Origin of the sequence: Halobacterium zhouii (assembly GCF_021249405.1) — an archaeon.
In the GTDB taxonomy this organism is placed as follows: Archaea; Halobacteriota; Halobacteria; order Halobacteriales; family Halobacteriaceae; genus Halobacterium; species Halobacterium zhouii.
This window is the reverse complement of sequence record NZ_CP089595.1, coordinates 103,744-121,104: the sequence shown is the minus strand read 5'-3', so window position 1 is coordinate 121,104 and position 17,361 is coordinate 103,744. Positions and strand designations below refer to the sequence as shown.

Genomic DNA, 17,361 nt, shown 5'->3' with positions numbered 1-17,361 from the left:
AGAGACAAACCAGTTCGTTTGGAGAATTCAATTCATCAATCTCGTTTACTTCATACCATTCATTCTATTCGTTTCGTTCGTTCCTTTCGTTTCGGCCAAGGAGGTCGGCACCTTCTGTGGGGATGGCGAAGCTGGATAGGATAGTCAGCTGAGAAGGCTTCGACAGATACTCGCAAAACCGACTTCTCAGAGGGGGTTAAAGCGATCGGACGGACAGACGTTTCTCGAACTCTTGGTCCGTCTTCCCTCGAATTTCGTGGCGTACCTCATCTTGGTCGGATTCAATCCCGAACTCGTCCTCAAACGAATCGAATCGAAGCGTCGACAAAATATCCAAGAGGAGCTCGATTCGTCGATCCTGCAGAGTCTCGTAAGTCCAGAAGGAGTTGAAATACGCCACTACATCGGCGTCCACATTCGAAACGTCACCGCCATCGTGCTGCTCACGGAGTTTGTCGAGGGAGTCGCGATCGACGTTGCCGTATTCGGCCGTGAAATACCGATTGGGGTAGATACTGGCGAAACCGTCTATCTCGGAGTAGTACTGCGTCATCTTCTCGGCGAGTGGCCGATTACTCGCCCCGATATTATCGGTGTCACGGAGCAGGAGGAAGTTCCCGATATCGTCGATGAACCCCTGCGTGATGAACTCCGAGATATTGTCTTTCAGTCGCTCCTCCTCTTCGTCGAGATCAGAGCGCTGCACCAGCTCGATATAGCGTTCGATCTCTGACGCGATCTCGATGTCCGGCTCCGAGTCGAGTTTGAAAAACTCCCGAAGCCACGTCGGGTCTTCCGGGTCGCTGACGGGAGTCTGCGGGAGGACGTGTTCGAGATGGATGTTCCCCATGTTCAGGTCTCGCTCGACGGCACGACTACTGTCGTCGAAGTGATCCTGGGCGATCTTCCCGAAGAGCAGTCGCGCCGTTCCGGTACTCCAGGACTGCGTCTGGACGACCGTATCGACGAACCGATCGCCGAACAGCGTCGGCGTAGAGGAACGCATCTCGGTGATGAGGTACTCTCGAGAAGTCTCGTATACACTATCTGGAGTGGCGTCGGCAGTTGGTGCGAGATTGAACTCCTCGACGGCCTCGATGAAGACCTCGCGGAAAATACTCGGACGTTCAGAGATGAGGAGGCGTCGCAGGTTGAGTTTCTCGATGGTCTCTAGTACGCAGTGGAACTGTGCTGCATCCCGTTCCGATTCAGGATTGGTGTGATAGTAGAGCGCCAGGACGAATGGCCGCCACTGGTCCATCTGTTGGTTATTGAGGCGAACAAGGATTTCCCGACACTGCTCTCGGTGACTGGCTAACTCAAGATCGTCAGCGGCGAGCTCCGTGGTCGTGATATCTTGATAGTAGTCGACGAGGTCGTGCGCGTAGTCGAGGAAAGCCTTCGCTTCATCGAGATTCCGAAGCCGCGGGACGACATCCGAGTCGATGTTCCGCGTGTCGAAGGCGTTGGTCAGTTCGGCGCTCGCGTCACCAATCCTGTCGATGCCATCGTCGACGATACTCAGATAGATCGAGAGGTAGTCGTCGATGGCATCACCATCGGTTGCGAACGCCACCACGATGTCCTCCCACTTGTCGACGTACTCGTCTTTCACGTCGGTATCGAAGAACGCGTTCACGACCGCCGCCCTGATACGGTCGATCTTCGTCAGATCGACGCCGCGGTCGTTCAAAATCTCGAAGATCTGCATCCGGAAGTCCGACTCCGCCTCTCGAATCAGGTACTCCCCGACGTGGTAGGAGTTGTAGACGTAGTTAAGGATATTCACGAGCGCTCGCACCGACTCGTCCGGCGTGTCGGCGTCGGCGACGACGCCGCTAATCTTCTTGTCGTAGAACTCGTAAGCGTTCAACAACCGCCGGTGTGAGCGGTACAGTTTGAAGAACGCCCCCGAGGAGAGCGAGTCAGTATCCAAGTCCGCGAGGTCATCGTCCGTAGTGCCGAACCGGTCCAGACACTCCGAGACTTGCACCGCATCGCTGTTGTTCCCGTGAATGCTGAAGTCGGCCTCGTTCTTGAGGTAGTCCACCTGGGCGGAGGGCCCCATCATGAGGGCTTTGAAAAATTCAGCGTCGTGTTTGTTCAGCGTGAGCCGGGGCTCACGTTTGCCGAACGACTCCTCCACATAGAGGATATCGGTGATTCGCCCGATCCCGTAGTCCCGGAACTCCGCCAGGGTATCGTCCTCGATAGAGGCTGGATCGACGTCCTCGAGGTGCTCCATAAGGACGCGCAACAGCAGGTGTGTCGTCGTCAGCCGCTGTTGGCCGTCTATGACCTCATACACCTGTTTGTCGTCGTTGACAGCGAAGTACATCGAGCTGAAGAACACGTCAGAAACTTCGCGTCGGTCAGCGACCAAGTCGGCATTAACGAACTGCTCGATGTCCGACCAATACTGTTCGTGGTGGATGTTCTTCCACGAGTACAGTCGCTGGTACTCTGGTACGTTGAACTTCTGATCGGTGAGAACCTCCCCCAGAGTCCGTTTCTCCATCTCGAAATTCTCGGCCGTAATCGGCCGAACTACTTTCCCATCACCGACATTCCGAGTATCGAGATCTCTGCCATCGTAGTCGATGTACTTATCATACAAATCGTCAACCTCGTCCGACATTATTAACTGCTGTTTGTAGTCCGTCCATTTACCGTTGTGGGCGGGTTTCCGGGCCGAGTCAGGTCACCCCAGAAGGTTAGCGAGTTCGTGGAGACTCTCTTTGAGATTACGCTTGAACTCGGTAGAGACGGTAATGAACTCGCCATCGTCGCTGTGTTCCTTGTACTTTCCCAGCGAAAGAGCGAGCTCCCCGCTCGGAGTTGCAACGAGCTTGAAGATAACCGAAGTGCTCTGTAAGCCGGTTTCCAGCCACGCCTTTTCGATATCTGCCCATTCGCCAGCGGAGGTATCTGCTGAATCAACCTCGTAAGCCAAGCTGTGAACCTTCCCCCGATTCCGAGAGTGTTCAGTCTGAACTGGAGCGAGCACGTGTTCAGTACCGCGGACCTGCTTCCCGAGCTGAAGCATCGTCCGCCCGTCAGGCGTTTCGGTGAGTTTGAACCACTTCTGGTATGGGTCATACGAGGCACTCAACCACCAGAATCCGAGATCGTTCCAGTCCGATTGCCCTCCCTGATCGAACTTCCCGTACTCCCATGCTCGACGAAGCCCCTCGCTGTGTTCAGCTAGATATTCTCGCGGCAGGACGACGTCCATCGAGGGATTGGCTGGCTTTGATTGTCGGAGCCAGTGGATGACGCCGTGATACCCGTCGCTGAAGTCGTGTTGGACCGCGTGAGGCCAGGTCGGGAGAATGCCAGAGAGATCGACGTTGAATCCGGAGAAGTCCTCTTCTCCCAACCAGAGGACGCTGTACTCTGCAGCAAGATACTCAGCGGTTACTGCGTCGACATCCTTGTCCTCGTGTTTGTGCTGTACTTCGACGCCGATGCCCCGGCCTTCAGGGAATCGAGGCTGTGGAAACTCAACGAGAATATCGGCACGCCGGTCACCCAGCTGCTGTTCTAGTCCTATTGTAGCGTCGGGATACTCGGTCGTGAGCTTCGAATACGCGATTGACTTCATCCGCAAATGAGGTGGAGATTCACCGCCACAGTCCGTCTCCTCTTCAGCAGCGTGGTAGAAATGCCGCGCGACGAACGACCCCTTCCGGCGATGGGAGTCGCGAATTTTTAATTGATCGCCGCACTTCGGGCACTCGAGGAGATCCCCTTTCTGTACCTGATTCGGGATAACATCGGTACCGTCGTGGAGGGCCAAGAACGGCATACTAGTTGTCGCAGTTTAGCAGTCCACCTATAGAATAATACCCCTGTTGTGCCCCTCGATTGAGAGGTACATCTATTTAATCCGAGAGTCAGTCAGCCATCAGTAAGAATGGTGTCAGTCTCACTTCTCGAATTTGCCAACGCCAATCGACCCATCTACTTCAAACCAGAAACCGACATAGAGGTATTTGACGATGACGAGGAAGAGTGGAATCCGCTGTTCAAATCCTCATACTCCCTTTCAGCACTCATTGAAGCGCTCAAAGCGAACAGAATAGAAGCTGGGAACGTCCGCTTCGAGGACTCGGTCGCCCAGGAGTATCTTCACCACCTCAAGGAAGCAGGGATTGATGACCAGCTGCATCACGAGGACCTATTGAATCGTGACCGGCTCGTGGCGTTTGCTGACGCAGGATACACAACGGTCGACGACCTCCTGGGGACAGCGGATCCGATCGATATCTCCAAAGATACGGGTGTGGACCGCGATGTCGTCTCCAGTATCGCGACAAACCATCTCGATGGCTTCTCATCGGGGAGTGCATTCGGTGATACAGGCCCGCTACAGCAACTGAATCCAAAGGACTCGTTCACTGGATGGGACCTCGTGGAGGCGTCCTCAAACCGGATTCGATGGGTTTCGGCCGGGCGGTTCAACCTTACCATCAGTCCGGCGCCGGACGGGAGTACTACAATCGCGTGCAACGCACCAGAAGCAGAGCGGAACGCCTGGTATCGGAAAGGCCGTTCAATCGAAGCGGGACCTGATGAGTCGTTAACCCCCGAGGAAGCCCTTGAACAGTCTCACGCGTGGTTGAAAGCGCATCAGCTGGAATACGAGGACGATCTCGCCGAACTCCCTCGAATTGGGGCGGCGACCAAGGATTACCTAGCGCTCGAATACGGGATCACATCGCGAGAGGAACTCCGAACATTTGCAGAGGACCAACCTGAGGAGTTCGACAACATCTTTGGCTCCCCAGGGAGTGAACTCAGAGAAGCAATAGAACGGTAACCCGGCCACCGCACACCCTTCCGCCGTCTATCGAGAGCAGATGTCATAAGAGAGACGCAGCAATCTGGAGCAAGAAGCCGAATAAGAGGAGAGAACTGCCAGCCCGAAGATACCACTCGCGGGCCCGCTGTTCAAGCTGGTGAACGTGGCGTTCGATATATCGATCGACGAGTGTTCGAGAAATTCGTCCGTCGCGAGCGTGAATCGCGTCCCCATCGGTGTGATATCGAACTTCGACAGCGTCGGGCTCGTCCTCCAGGCTTACGACGACGATCTCCTTTATTGGGCCATGTACCTCGACTCGCCCGTCGAGTGCCTCACATACGGCCTCAAATCCAGAATCATCCGAGGTCAGTTTCCCTTCGCTCAGGAGAGTTACTCGGCCCTGTTCGATTTGTTGGATTTCATCCTCAGGTGTTTTGTATGCCCGAAATTGTTCGAACTCAGGAAGGACGACCATTAGGGCACCAGCAGCATCTAGGCCTAAGCCTACGGTAGCAAGCGTTTCTATCCCGACCATTTGTTGATTCCAAAAGAATTCATCAGTTTTCGAGGACTTCATTAACAGCTGGGATCAATTCAGACCGATAGCCAGCAGACACAAGGAACTCTTGGATGTGCTCAAACTCCTGCTCTCCCTCTGGAGAGATTGTCAGGAGTAGTTCTTCGATCACCTGCTCACCGTCATCGCAAAGAGCTACAGATTGGGCGAGAGGAGTGTCCTCAAGTGGATTTCGTCGCTCATCAATCACAATCGGCTGCCACCCGCCCTGGTACTGGTATCGGTAGAGGGTGATAGTGCGGACGGTGTCTTCGTCGACAAAGAAGCTCGTTTGCTCGCGTTTGCTGGCGACCGCGATCTTCCCGCTGTCGAGATCCGCAGCAAAGTCCTCGAAATTGTGAAACTCAGCAGGAACCGGCCCATCGACGACGTGAGTGATGATTCCCGGCCAAGTGAACCCATAGACACGCTCGAAGAAGCTGACACTATTGTCATTGGGAGAATCAAACACGAGAAGAAGATCGCCCAGCTGGAGTTCTGTACCGTCTACGCTGATATGCGACGAATATGGATAGGCGTCGCCGTCGTCGAGGACTTCAATATCCGGCTTCGGCATATTGTCCGAGTCTAATCGGAGCCACAAAGAGATAGCTAATGGAGCACGCCAGATTTTCCCGAGCATTCAAAAAGTGCATCTCTCCCACCATCCGGACCCCTAACGCCGGTTGAACGACGTCGTATCCTTCTCGACCAAGCAAGTCAACAGCTAACTGTTCCAGTCTCGCACCGTCTCCGATAGCGCGGAGATTTGCTTCAAGAGCAGTATTTGGCATCTATTGGTTCATCTGGGAAGTCCATGCTTACAAAACTACCCAGCTACTGTGGCTGCTTTGTTGACTTCTCTCGGTTGTCGAGGAATTGATCACACCACGTCGGAAGGGAATCCATCTGTCCATTTTCAGTCACAGTCCCATCGCCTGCAATCCGGGTGAACACGCCGTCCCGTCCCCACGCACACACGACTGGCTCTTGGTCTTGGTCGGGTCGAGTTACGATTCGCTGTTGGAGTCGCGACGTATCCTTACTCACATCCTGCAGTACTGTGAGGAGCTGTCCTAGAAGTGGATGACCTGGTGCAAGATGCTGAACGGATGGGAACTCGTCAGCACATACAGCCGAGAACGTCACCGCCACTTCGTCAGCACCAGTCGCAATAGCCTGTGCAATCGTCTGTTCCCCATCCCCGGCTGGGACCTCAATCGGTGCGTCACCTACCGAGAGACGATATGTACTGTCCGCAAAGTCGAAGTCTCCATCATCGTACTCGAAATCAATCTCGTGAACCGGGGTGAATTCGACACCGGCCTCGGCAAGGGCGTCGTTATCGACCAACACTGACTGAAGACTCGGTGTCTCGAACGGGGGTTGATACTCGTACTCCTCCTCGCCGACGTCGACGAGATCCGGGTGACTGTAGGACTGCCACGCATCGAGTTTTGCTTCGTCGACGACATCCTGAGCGACGAGGTCGTCGACGTCCTCGAGTGACTCTCCGACATCGACGCGGTCGCCCTGATCGCGTTCTTCGAGTTCTTCAGAGAACTCGCGGTCAGCTGATTCGACCGCAGACTGGTCGTCAGCGCTGTCGGCGTTCAAGGTCGCATCTCGAATCTGTTGGCTGACGCCGGAGAGTATGGGTTGCATCTCACCGACGACGTTTTCGAAGAGGCCAATCCGGTCGTCAAGGCGATCGTAGATGTCCGTCTCAACCGTATCCTCGTAGCTGTAGTTGAGAATGCGAATCTCGTCGAATCGTTGGCCGATACGGTCAATCCGACCGATACGCTGTTCAACCCTCATCGGATTCCACGGCAGGTCGTAGTTGATGAGCGCCCCACACTCCTGTAGGTTTAGCCCCTCACTCGCGGAGTCGGTACAGACGAGGATATCGACCTGCCCATCATCACGTGAGAATTCACGCTTCACGCGCTCTTTCCCGACGTGCTCCCACGTTTCAGAATCGGGGTCGTACAGCTCGCCGCCACGACCAGAGTACGTCGCGATTGTTGCACCAAGAAGGTCCGCGAGACTGTCCCGGATGAAGTCCATTGTGTCCGCGTACTGCGTGAAGACAATCACCCGGTTGTGGCCAGCACGGTCCAGCTCGTCGAGGTCGTTGTACAGCTGCTGAATCTTCGGGTCTGTATCAACCAAGTCTAAGTCGTTGACGAACGCTTCCAGGGCCTCGATTTCTTCCTCGATAAGCTGTTTCCCCTCTTCAGTCACGCTCGGGATGAGTTCAGAGAGGTCCAAGTCGTCGCTACTAGCGTCGAGTTCATCCAGAACGTCCCCGTCGTCGAGGTCCGCGTTTTGTAGCGTTTCGAGGACGACCTGCTCCGCATCACCATAGTCCCGATCACGAGCGCGTTCCCGTCCGGCAAGCACGGTTCGTTGCGCCCGGAGTGTCTCAAGCCGGTGTTTCAGGCTCTGGCTGATCGCATAGACACTCGACGTGAGTCGCTGCCGGTACGTGGTCATCACGAACCCGATGGCGCGTGTTTGGGCTTCGTCAGTCTGTTGGGCTCGCTTGTAGAATTCACGTGTGTACTCGTCGATCTGGTCGTAGACCGCCCGTGCCTCCTCGGTGAGTTCGATTTTCCGTTGTTCGGGATTTCGGTTCGGAACGGTCGTATCGAGGAGACCGACTGCCTCGTACTTCCGGAGTGTATCCCGTGTATTCCGGTGAATGAGCGCGTCGACGGGCGTGGACTCTGCGAGAACATCGCGGATGACTCGCCAACCGCCCGGGGAAAGTTCGTCAAGTGCGTCCTGTCGGTCGCTGCGGGACGCCATCAACCACTCGTCGGCGTCTTCAGGATAGAGGAGCCGTTTGAGTTTCGTATCCTCGCTCGCCTCGAAGCGGTCGATGTCATAATCTGCCATCGCGTCGTCGACATATTCGAGATAGCCGTCGTAGGCGTCTCCATAGGCTCGTGCGAGTCGGCACGCAGTCAGCACACGCTCTTTGGCAATGGCACGGTCCTGTCCGTCCTCATTGATTTCGAGTTCGTCCGCAAGGTGCTGGAAGACTTTTGAGGAGAACGGTCGGTCCGTCGGGAGCCGGTCTTGGTGTTCCAGTCCATCGAGCGTGGCTTGCGTGTCCCAGGAAGCCTCCGCTTCGTCGGACTCTGAACTCGGGTTGTCGAGAACCTCGTTGAGGGCCTGCGACAGCCCGTCTCGAGTTTCGAAGAACTCCATGAAGGTATCCCGGTTATCCCAACCACCCGGAAGATCCAGCAACTGCATCAGGTCGTAGAGTTCGCCAGAGTGCAATTGCATCGGGGTAGCCGTCAGCAGGTAGTAGGCGTGCGTATAATCGCGAAGCTGTTCGAGAAGGGCGTAGAAATTACTGCCACGCCGGGCGTTGTGCGCCTCGTCAACGATGACGGCGTCCCACACGCCCATCCGGTCTTCCGTATTGTGGTCGCGTCCGCGACAGCTTGCCGGGATGCCGTTCCGAGACCGGTCGGATACCCGATCTAAGGGAGCGACCTGATCCCACCGGTCGTCGAGACGAGCCGTGTGCCAGGACATAATGACGACCGTCGGCCCATCCAGCGGCGACGATGCATCGGCATCAGTCGACTGCTGTTCGTAGAGGAACCGCCAGATGGGGCTGTCCGCCCATTCGCGCTCCCCAGTGAGGTCGAGGTCCGTTGCCGATGGTGGATAGTGGTCGCGACCGCGGACGTCTCGGAATACGTGATCGCCCGCTGTGTCCCGGTCGAATCGGACGGCGTTGATGTTGAACTTCTCCCAGAGCTCTTCCTGCCACTGCCGCTGCAGACTCGCCGGAACCAGCAACAACCCGGTTTCCAGCTCGCCGGTGAGTCCGAGCCGGGAGAGTGTAAGACCGGCCTCGATCGTCTTCCCGAGTCCCACCTCGTCACACAGCAAGAAGCTCTGTGGATACGTATTGACGAGTGTGTCCGAGACAACTCGTTGATGCGGCCACGGCGTGATCGTGCTCGCCTCCTCGGCCAGTGCGAGCCCACCGGGCGAGAGCGGTCCATCCTGAATGATGTTCGCTTTGTCGCGCTCCGTCGGCGGAGCTGTACCGTTCGCGATCTGAATCGCTTCCTGGAGATCGCTCTCGGTGTCTGGGGCTTTCCAGTCGATGATGTCCTCTTCGATCGCCTCGGGGAGGTCATACACTTCGACGAAGGGGTGTTCATCACTCCACAGTCGCTCGAAGGTCTCCTCGTCGCCGGCGACGTAGTCCGCCTGTTCAGGAACCCACGACCGATGAACTTTGAACCGCTCGTAGTTGCGAGCCCAGCCGCCGACCGTCTCGTTGACGCTGCCCTCGAACGAAATCGTGTTTCCGTCGCTATCGTGGAAGAGTCCAACTTTCGGATGGAAGATCTCCCAATCGTGAGAGGGAGAGCGTGGATAGGCGACCTTGATGTGGATCCGCCCCTCGCGGAGGAGACGCGCGAGAATACGGAGATTCGCATCCAGGCGTTCGTCATCGAGGTCCTCGAGGTTTTCCTCGAGGCGGTCGGTGAGCGTCTCTAGAACCGGACGGTCAGACTCGTAGAGTTCGGTGCCGACGATGAGGCGCATTTCACCATCGTTCTCGACGAGGGCGTGAATGCCGTTGGCAGCAGCCGCGAGTGCCGTACTGGAGAAGTAGCCCGCAATCCGGTCGTATTGTTGGCTGCGTTCCAGTGCGGGTTCGTAGAAGTCCTTGACGAGATGGGCGCGTCCCTGCTCGGGCTTGCTCTCGTAGATCGACTGCCACTCGCGGTCACGTAGATTAGTCATACTAGAGGAGTTTCGAGTTAGGCATGGTCACCGAGTTCGGTCTGTTCGGCCCTGTCTTCTGAGACGTCAGTGAAATCAGTGGGGGTGAATTCGAGACCAAGTGCGTCGTGGGTCCGACCTAAGGCGAGGTCACGAGCGGCCTCCCATTCCGAACTCCTCTGGGGAAGAACTTGCAGGAGAGCTTTCAGTGTTGCCTTGAAGCCCGCGTCTGTGTCGAAGTTGCGTTCTTTGAGCCAATCGATCGCGACGTCCTCGCCCTGTTTCTCGTAGACGTGCATAGCGGCGTGAACCGCATCGAGGGCGATCGTGTAGGACAGCGCTTCAGGATCGACGGGCGTCCGGTTAGATCTTTCTTCGGGTGGCAGAGTGATATCTTGGACGCGGTCCTCATGAGTTTTCAGCTGAATATCCCCACGTTTCTTCCCCCAAATTTTCGTAGAGCGCTTAATATCGTCAATGTCGACACCAATACCGAGCCCCAGCTGATGGCCGTCATCGTAATGGAAGGTGTCGGATTCGTGAACCAGCCAGGAGAGGATATACCACTCTGTAATGTCATCCAAGTCGTCTAGTCGCTCGCCTTCAAGATATTCCTCGACGAGGACTCGCGTTACGGCCTCGCGTGCTTCTTCTAGAGCTCGCCGTGGAGGAATCTCATTATCTTGGTCGTCGACGACAGGATAGGCACCTGCGTAAACTTGCAGTGTCGGCCCGAACGCCGAAATGATGACGTCTGTTTTCGTCAGAGAGAGGCCAGCATCAAGCAGGTCTCTCGCTGCCTCTTTCGCTACTTCACGGGTCTCAGCACGAACATCGCTCCACAGGGTTGGTACCGCTTCAGATTCCGTCTTACTATCGTGCGGTTTTCTCCCTGTGAGCAGCAGAGTACTGTCAGCTGAACCTCCACCACGGGTGTCGGTCCGCTGGGGCATCTCGCTGGTGATTGGGTGGGTTGATGTGATGGTGAACCCAGATCGAATCAGCGACTTTGTGAGGGTATCCCATGCACTGGATTCTTTATGGGTGAACATGACAGTCATCACACCGCCGGGCTCGAGAACACGGTAGAGTTCTTGGAAAATCTCCGCCATCTTGTTCTCGTAGTCCTCGGCAGCTAATTCGGACTTAGATTTGGAATCCGAAGCAATTTCCTCGTATTCGGCCACATTAGCAACCGCCTCTTGGCTTTTGTCAGTAAGGTCGTCAGAGAAGATGTCTGGATAGATATCTTGGAGATATTCTTTGAGCCAAACATAGCTCATATCGGACATCTCAGAATAGATGATGCTATCGTAGTAAGGGGGGTCAATTACGATGGCTTGGATGGAATCTGACTCAAACGATAGATCGGCAGCATCTCTTTGTGAGACGTGGACGTTTTCCGCATCTTCATCACGGAGATAATCGGCGATTTCTTCGTAAGAGTCCCTAACTCGATCAACAGTATCCTGATAGCTCTGATTCCCTGCCGAAGGGTTGTTTTCGACAAACGACCACTGGAGTGTGAAGTGTTTACCACCGAGGGAATTTCCGAGGAGGCCATTACTGATGTCCAATGGCGCAAAACGAACATTTCTATCTACGGTCTTTCCGGCCACTAACGCTAATACAGCCAGTATTCCCTCTGCTTTTTGCTTACTGTACTGTTCAAAGATCTCAGCTTGGCACTGCTTGTAAGCTTGGAGATACTCATATTGAGTTACCAGCTGTCTTGGTGTGAATGCATCCCGCCACTTAGTGACGCCATATGGTCCTGCACGGTCTTCGTCACCAATATAGCGCGGTACATCCAGAAGCGAGCTAAGCTCAAAATCAGCTTCAATTCGATCTGCCGCTTTTGATTGGGCCTCATTATCTTCCGGAATAGGCGCTCTCCAGGCAGTCCCCCCACTCGATTTCTCATATTTCACGCCGTAGATTTCATACTCGAACTCGTAATTACGGATCCGGTCTTGAATGGTGTCGGATTCCATTACGATACCGCAGCTGAGACATTCGGCTCCACTCCGAGTATGAGGCCCATCTTGGGGGTTGTATTCAGACTTTTCAACGTCATCGGGGAGTCTAACAACCTCGTACTCAATCTCGGTACCATCATTAGACACAGAAGGGCGTGCTGCGACACCTTTCGATGAGGATTGCTTCTGAAGCCACCACTTCTTCGTTATCGGGATATCACAGCCACATTCCGGACAATCAACTGCGTAAGTACACGCATAGTGGGAAGGTGTCTGCCGTTCACCATCACTCGGGAAATAAGGTTCAAGCTCCTCCTCAGCGAGTTCATCAATTCGGTCACCCCACCGATTGAGTTCGCTCTGGAGAGAACCAACACTCGGCGCATACTCAAGAAGAACCTTAAGCATCACAGTCGGGACGGGATTGAGTTCGTTCGCTGCTGTCGGTAGGCCATAGCGCAGAGATTCAAACGGAATAACGCCCCCACCGGCAGTCGGGTCTAAGACAGTAGGTAGCTCTCCGTCCCAATGCTCCCGAAGCAACTCGTGCATCTCCGCTTTCTCATCTGTAGTCGGTGTCCGAGTGTACGGGCGAGGATATCCGTAGTGGTCCTCTAAGTTTCCATCCCGATCATCTTCAGTACGCTTCTTTCCTGCCACGTATTCCTCAATATCGACGTCGATTTCGTCACGAGGCTTGATCTGCATCCAATCCAGCAGCGTGTTGGCGTCCACCTCTGGAGGAAGTATGGACGCAAGGATAGCCAGTCTAGAAGCTGGAGTTGGACGACGTGCAAACCACGGGTGAAGATACCGATGAGGCGGCATAAAGTAGGGGTTAGCCTCTTTCAGATTCTCGATGCCAACCGCCTTCAGGGGGAGGTTCCCCTCAATTGCGACACGCTTCAGCTCCGAATCACTGTCCTGGCTTTCGGGATTTTGGCTCATCGTTAAATCACTCAATATGGTCCGTCAGCAACACTCGAAGGGCCTTTTCGCCGTTCGGACTCGACGGAGACCGACACTTTGCGTACCAGTAGTAACACTCCTCATCGCTCATCCGTGCAACGCCGCGAGCCAGCGACCGCATCCGGTCGATACGTTGGATCGGCTTCACGCCACGGAAGGCAACAGCAAGCCGGACGCCTGCCGTTTCGGGTAGGAACACGAACCCAGCCCCGCCAGTGAGAACTTCTGATGAATCTCCTGGCGTGCCTTCAATCGCCTCCCGGACGACGTCCTGGAGCGCACGGACGCGGGTCGGGTCAAGCCGTGCGACCTTTGCGCCGGCCCACTCATCCCACGTCCAACCATCGAGCTTGGATAGGAGGTCGTCCCCAGCAATGTCCGAGACGAGATCCTCGACTGGTGTGATACTCAGCGAACGACCATCCCGCTCCAGGCGATCACGGCGGGCTTCAGCCTGTTCACGAGGGAGTAGTTCATGCAGCGTCCACTCTCCGCCGCCGTCTGTCTCTCGTCGGACGAGTGTGAACGTCGGGCGGCCACCGAACATACTCGTCCCGTAGCGAACCAGCCGATCCTCCTCTGTCCCCTCGGCGGGTGAGGTCTCAAATTCCGAACCGCGACTCGCCATCAGACCGTCACCTCCGAGCTCGCCTGAATCGGGCCACGCCCTTCGACCCGGACGTCGATGTTGCCCGCATCGAGGTCATTATCGAGGGCAGCGAGGAGGTCGTCACCCTCGTCAGTAATCGGTTCGGGCTCGTCAAACTGGAAGCGGAACTGGATGGTCTCTCTATCATCGCCGAACGAGCCGGGCTGGTCGATCACGTCCCGGAATCGGCTCGGTGACCCCGTGAATTCCGCGCTGTACGTCCCGTCGTCAGTCTGGGTTTCGTACTGCATTCGAACCGTCACCGAGTCTTCGCGGGCTTTGAATCCGGGGCGCTGACTGATGAACTTGGCCGCTTGGAAAGGTTCGTCCCCACCGACCTGGATGGTCACCTCTTCAAGCAGCGGCGTCCGGTCAGTTCCGGCCTTCGATTCCGCATCGCGACGAACCTCTGAGAACGCCCGCGAAGCGGACATCATCTTCTTGCTCGCCTCCCAGGATTCGTCTGGCTGGCATTCCTCGCAGCGTCCGCGTGCGTCCAGCAGCTGCTCGCTAGCGACCTCTTTTCCGCAGGAGCTACAGGTCGTATCGGACTGGTGTTCCTCACAGTAGTAGGGTTCGCTGCCTTCTGGGTTTTCAACCTCCGCCCCACACTCGGCACAGGTAGCAACCGTCTGTTCTGGCCGGTCGATTTCGTCGAGGTGGTCGTCGACGAGCGCGTCGATATCTCGATAAACGACGAAGTCACTCCCGATTTGGACATCGCTGTCCCGAATCGAGGTCTCGACATCGGGGGATTTCGCGAACGGTTCCGGATGCGGCCACGTTTCAGGCTCCGTTGTCCCGACCCAGTACGCTGTCCCAGACTCGCCATCCCAATATGCGTACCCGTGGTCACTAACGAGGGACGAGACAGTCTCTCGAATCGGTTTTGTGCTGAAGAGGTAGTCCAGCCCCGGCTTCTTCGCGTATTGGTTGACCAGCGCTTCGGTGGACATGGCGTCCTGGGTCTGCTGCCAGAGCTTCTGTTGGACGTGAGCGGACCCACGAGCGCCGGCGTCGCGTTTCACGATCTTATCCTCGAGCGTTGTCTGGACAGCGTCGACCAGTGTCGTCCCGCCGTTGGATTCGGTCGCACCGATGGTGATGTGGGTGAGCCCGTCCCGGTCAGGGTAGTAGAGGTGTCGGTAGACGTTCCGAACGAGCTCTCCGAGCATCAGCTGTGCCTCGTCGCTCCGTTCTCGAAGCTCCTCGATTTGTTCCGAGGAGAGGTCGGCTTTCTGTTCAGGGCTATCAAGCAGGGCCTCTATAGCCTCGAGACGCCGAGCCTCGTCGATTGCAGCATCCATTCGATCAGCGTCAGGGGCGAGGAACAGAGCGTAGTTCTTGTAGATTCGCGTCTCAGTCTCTCCCTCGTGTTTTGCGGCTTGCTGCTCGTAGAGCTGAGTTACCCGGTTCGGCGGCGTATCGCCGCCGTCTTCGACAGCAGCGGTATCCGGATGCATCACCGCGAGCTTCGGCGTATCCGGGGTATCCGGTAAGTCCGCCGGCGATTCAGGGAACTCCACCGGCTGGAAGCCACCATCGCCGATTTCCTTCGAGGTGAGACGGTTCTGGAAACGCGAATGAGCGCTCGCTTCGGGAGTAGACTCGATCCGCTGGTCGATGATCCGGATCAGATTTGGTTCTTGCTTGAATCGGAGGCGCTCTTCCTCGTAGAGGAAGTAACAAGCGACGTCCATATCGTCGCCCCGGAGTGCGGATAGGGCGGCATCGTAGTCGTCGAAGTTCAGATTGGGGTGGCCGATAGCGAGGTTCAGATCGGCGTGAGTTAGGCCTGCAGCCTGTTCTCCGTATGCAAGGCTGTGCCAGAGAACTGTCGTCGTCAGATGGGTACCGAGAGGTGGGAGACCGTTTTCGGTCCATTTTCGGTCCTCAAGCTGGGCGTGCGCGGTACCATCGTCGTCGTAGATGTCGGCGGTCACTGCGGGACCGAGATCGACGAAGTCGAATAGACGCTCACGAAGGATCGTCTGAATCCCGCCGCCAGGATCGTCATCAGCGACTGTGAGGTCGTAGATCCGAATCCAGTGGCGGTCGTAACTGTCGGGCTGGTGATTCCAGAGGTAGTAGACGGCTCGAGCAAGTAAGCGGAGGGCATCACGCGTGCGCTGGAATCGAGGTATCGTATCGATCTTGTCCGTGAGAGCGTCGATTAAGGAGGGATGGAAGGGGTATTCGCGAGCGAGGACATCCACGTAGCCAGCGTCGGTGGCTTCCTGTGGATACTGCCGGTCTTCCTGGTCATAGAATTGGAAGTATGAGTCGGCGGCTTCGTGCGCGGCGTTTTCTGGAACTTCCGAGAAGAGTCGGTGCTGAAGGACTTGTCCGATCTCGTTTTCGTCGGTCGGCGTGACCGTCTTGTGCTGCCGTCGGCCAATCTCATTGACCTCCTCGATATGGTCACGGACGCCATCACGAACCCGGTCAGCCTGCTCACCAAAGGCCGTATCCGCGATAGAGTAGACGACCGTGACGTGCTCCGATTCGGCAGCCGCTTCGAGGAGCGCCATCACGAACGAAAGCGTCTGATCGGCGAGCGTCTTGTCGCCGACAGGCGTGCCCGCGGCTTTGTTCATGTAGTCGGCGATTTCGTCGATCAGAATGAGGGCCGGCTGGTCGTGCTGAGCGAAGAGTTTCGAGAGGGTCCCCTCACCGGGGGCGTCCCGGTCTTGGTCGTAGTCCTTGAGGTACTCGTAGCCATCGAGCCCATAGAGCTGGTACGCGAGTTCACCCCACATCGTCCGGGTATTCGGAGCATCCGGATCGTCGTCGGCATGGCGGGCATCCTTGCTATCAGCCTTCGTTCCGATGAAGACCCCCGTCGCAATATCGAGGCCCTCTGCCACCGCATCTTGATAGTCGGCCGCAAGCTCCTCGTCGCCGTCCAGCAGGTAGTGTGAGAGGTCGTCAATATCTACGGGGTTCTCAGCAAGATGGTAAGAGGCGATGAGGTCGTGCGTTTTCCCACCACCGAACCGTGTGTCGAGACAGAGAATGCTCGAAGTATACGAGCCGGGGTCGTACTTTGTGGTCGCCAAGAAACGCCCCGTGAGATTGGAGAGCAGCGTGCGGAGACCCTCCGTGGGATAGGTCATATCGTAGAACGAGTCGGGGTCTCGATAGACTGGTGCTGCCTTCTCAGGGTTGTGGACGACAGTCGAGAGTTTCGCAGCGAACTGTTCCTCCTGGAGCGAGCCGTCTAAGACGTCGTCTCGTGGCTGACAGCTCTCGAATAGAGAGGGATACTCACTACTCATCGATTTCCTCCGTGGGTGATGAATCAGCTGCTGGTTTGGACACGATCACGAACTCACTCTCCGTGCTGTTCTCGATAATCGCCTTGGCGATTCCCTTCGATTCGGCGACATCGACCTTGATGGCGTCCCCAACCTCCGCATCGAATTGGTCGAGTTCAGGTCCCGACAAATTCACCCGGCCCGATTGACCGGTGTTCTGTCCAATTGTCTTCTGAGTCATCTGGATAGTCACATCACTTAGCGGGAATGTTATAACCTTTACTTAGTCTAAGTTCCCGATTTGTAGTATGGTAGTTCTTCTATATCCCCTCCCCCCACTACCCCCTGAATACTAAGTGACTGGGGGTAATCGGTCT

At 56.1% G+C, this 17,361-nt stretch carries 10 protein-coding genes; 1 reads left to right on the top strand and 9 read right to left on the bottom strand.

The window, feature by feature from the left end; translation table 11 throughout:
• Positions 1-196: 196 nt before the first annotated feature.
• Positions 197-2,638, bottom strand: coding sequence for a DUF262 domain-containing protein (locus tag LT970_RS14585; RefSeq protein ID WP_232688943.1), 2,442 nt, complete (start codon positions 2,636-2,638; stop codon positions 197-199).
• Positions 2,639-2,701: 63 nt separating this feature from the next.
• The gene (locus LT970_RS14580) at positions 2,702-3,808 is read right to left on the bottom strand and encodes a competence protein CoiA family protein (RefSeq protein ID WP_232688942.1); all 1,107 of its coding nucleotides are present in this window, start codon (positions 3,806-3,808) and stop codon (positions 2,702-2,704) included.
• 108 nt (positions 3,809-3,916) lie between these two features.
• Between LT970_RS14580 and LT970_RS14575 the strand changes: the two genes are divergently transcribed.
• A complete protein-coding gene (locus LT970_RS14575; RefSeq protein WP_232688941.1) occupies positions 3,917-4,822 on the top strand; it encodes a hypothetical protein in 906 nt (301 codons plus the stop codon).
• A gap of 43 nt (positions 4,823-4,865) precedes the next feature.
• On the opposite strand, the gene LT970_RS14570 is transcribed toward LT970_RS14575, so the two are convergent.
• The 7 genes from LT970_RS14570 to LT970_RS14540 all read right to left on the bottom strand — a co-directional run bounded on the left by LT970_RS14570 (position 4,866) and on the right by LT970_RS14540 (position 17,225).
• Positions 4,866-5,342 carry a hypothetical protein gene (locus LT970_RS14570; RefSeq protein ID WP_179908259.1) on the bottom strand — a complete coding sequence of 159 codons (477 nt, stop codon included), beginning with the start codon at positions 5,340-5,342 and terminating at the stop codon, positions 4,866-4,868.
• Between the two features lie 22 nt (positions 5,343-5,364).
• Entirely contained in the window at positions 5,365-5,940 is a 576-nt protein-coding gene (locus LT970_RS14565) for a hypothetical protein (RefSeq protein ID WP_232688940.1), read from the bottom strand.
• Positions 5,941-6,200: 260 nt separating this feature from the next.
• A complete protein-coding gene (locus LT970_RS14560; protein WP_232688939.1) occupies positions 6,201-10,151 on the bottom strand; it encodes a helicase-related protein in 3,951 nt (1,316 codons plus the stop codon).
• Between the two features lie 17 nt (positions 10,152-10,168).
• Positions 10,169-13,057 carry a DUF1156 domain-containing protein gene (locus tag LT970_RS14555; protein WP_232688938.1) on the bottom strand — a complete coding sequence of 963 codons (2,889 nt, stop codon included), beginning with the start codon at positions 13,055-13,057 and terminating at the stop codon, positions 10,169-10,171.
• Positions 13,058-13,064: 7 nt separating this feature from the next.
• Positions 13,065-13,706, bottom strand: a complete 642-nt coding sequence (locus LT970_RS14550; RefSeq protein ID WP_004594464.1) for a DUF7680 family protein — start codon at positions 13,704-13,706, stop codon at positions 13,065-13,067.
• The gene (locus tag LT970_RS14545; RefSeq protein ID WP_232688937.1) at positions 13,706-17,005 is read right to left on the bottom strand and encodes an ATP-binding protein; all 3,300 of its coding nucleotides are present in this window, start codon (positions 17,003-17,005) and stop codon (positions 13,706-13,708) included. Before LT970_RS14545 ends, LT970_RS14550 begins: the two co-directional genes overlap by 1 nt.
• Positions 16,998-17,225, bottom strand: a complete 228-nt coding sequence (locus tag LT970_RS14540; RefSeq protein ID WP_014053325.1) for a hypothetical protein — start codon at positions 17,223-17,225, stop codon at positions 16,998-17,000. The genes LT970_RS14545 and LT970_RS14540 overlap by 8 nt, the downstream gene beginning before the upstream one ends.
• Positions 17,226-17,361: the final 136 nt, after the last annotated feature.

What these genes read in the sequence shown, in the direction of transcription:
- LT970_RS14585 (WP_232688943.1), bottom strand. Translation starts at nt 2,638, where the DNA reads ATGTCGGACGAGGTTGACGATTTGTATGATAAGTACATCGACTACGAT.
- LT970_RS14580 (WP_232688942.1), bottom strand. Translation starts at nt 3,808, where the DNA reads ATGCCGTTCTTGGCCCTCCACGACGGTACCGATGTTATCCCGAATCAG.
- LT970_RS14575 (WP_232688941.1), top strand. Translation starts at nt 3,917, where the DNA reads ATGGTGTCAGTCTCACTTCTCGAATTTGCCAACGCCAATCGACCCATC.
- LT970_RS14570 (WP_179908259.1), bottom strand. Translation starts at nt 5,342, where the DNA reads ATGGTCGGGATAGAAACGCTTGCTACCGTAGGCTTAGGCCTAGATGCT.
- LT970_RS14565 (WP_232688940.1), bottom strand. Translation starts at nt 5,940, where the DNA reads ATGCCGAAGCCGGATATTGAAGTCCTCGACGACGGCGACGCCTATCCA.
- LT970_RS14560 (WP_232688939.1), bottom strand. Translation starts at nt 10,151, where the DNA reads ATGACTAATCTACGTGACCGCGAGTGGCAGTCGATCTACGAGAGCAAG.
- LT970_RS14555 (WP_232688938.1), bottom strand. Translation starts at nt 13,057, where the DNA reads ATGAGCCAAAATCCCGAAAGCCAGGACAGTGATTCGGAGCTGAAGCGT.
- LT970_RS14550 (WP_004594464.1), bottom strand. Translation starts at nt 13,706, where the DNA reads ATGGCGAGTCGCGGTTCGGAATTTGAGACCTCACCCGCCGAGGGGACA.
- LT970_RS14545 (WP_232688937.1), bottom strand. Translation starts at nt 17,005, where the DNA reads ATGAGTAGTGAGTATCCCTCTCTATTCGAGAGCTGTCAGCCACGAGAC.
- LT970_RS14540 (WP_014053325.1), bottom strand. Translation starts at nt 17,225, where the DNA reads ATGACTCAGAAGACAATTGGACAGAACACCGGTCAATCGGGCCGGGTG.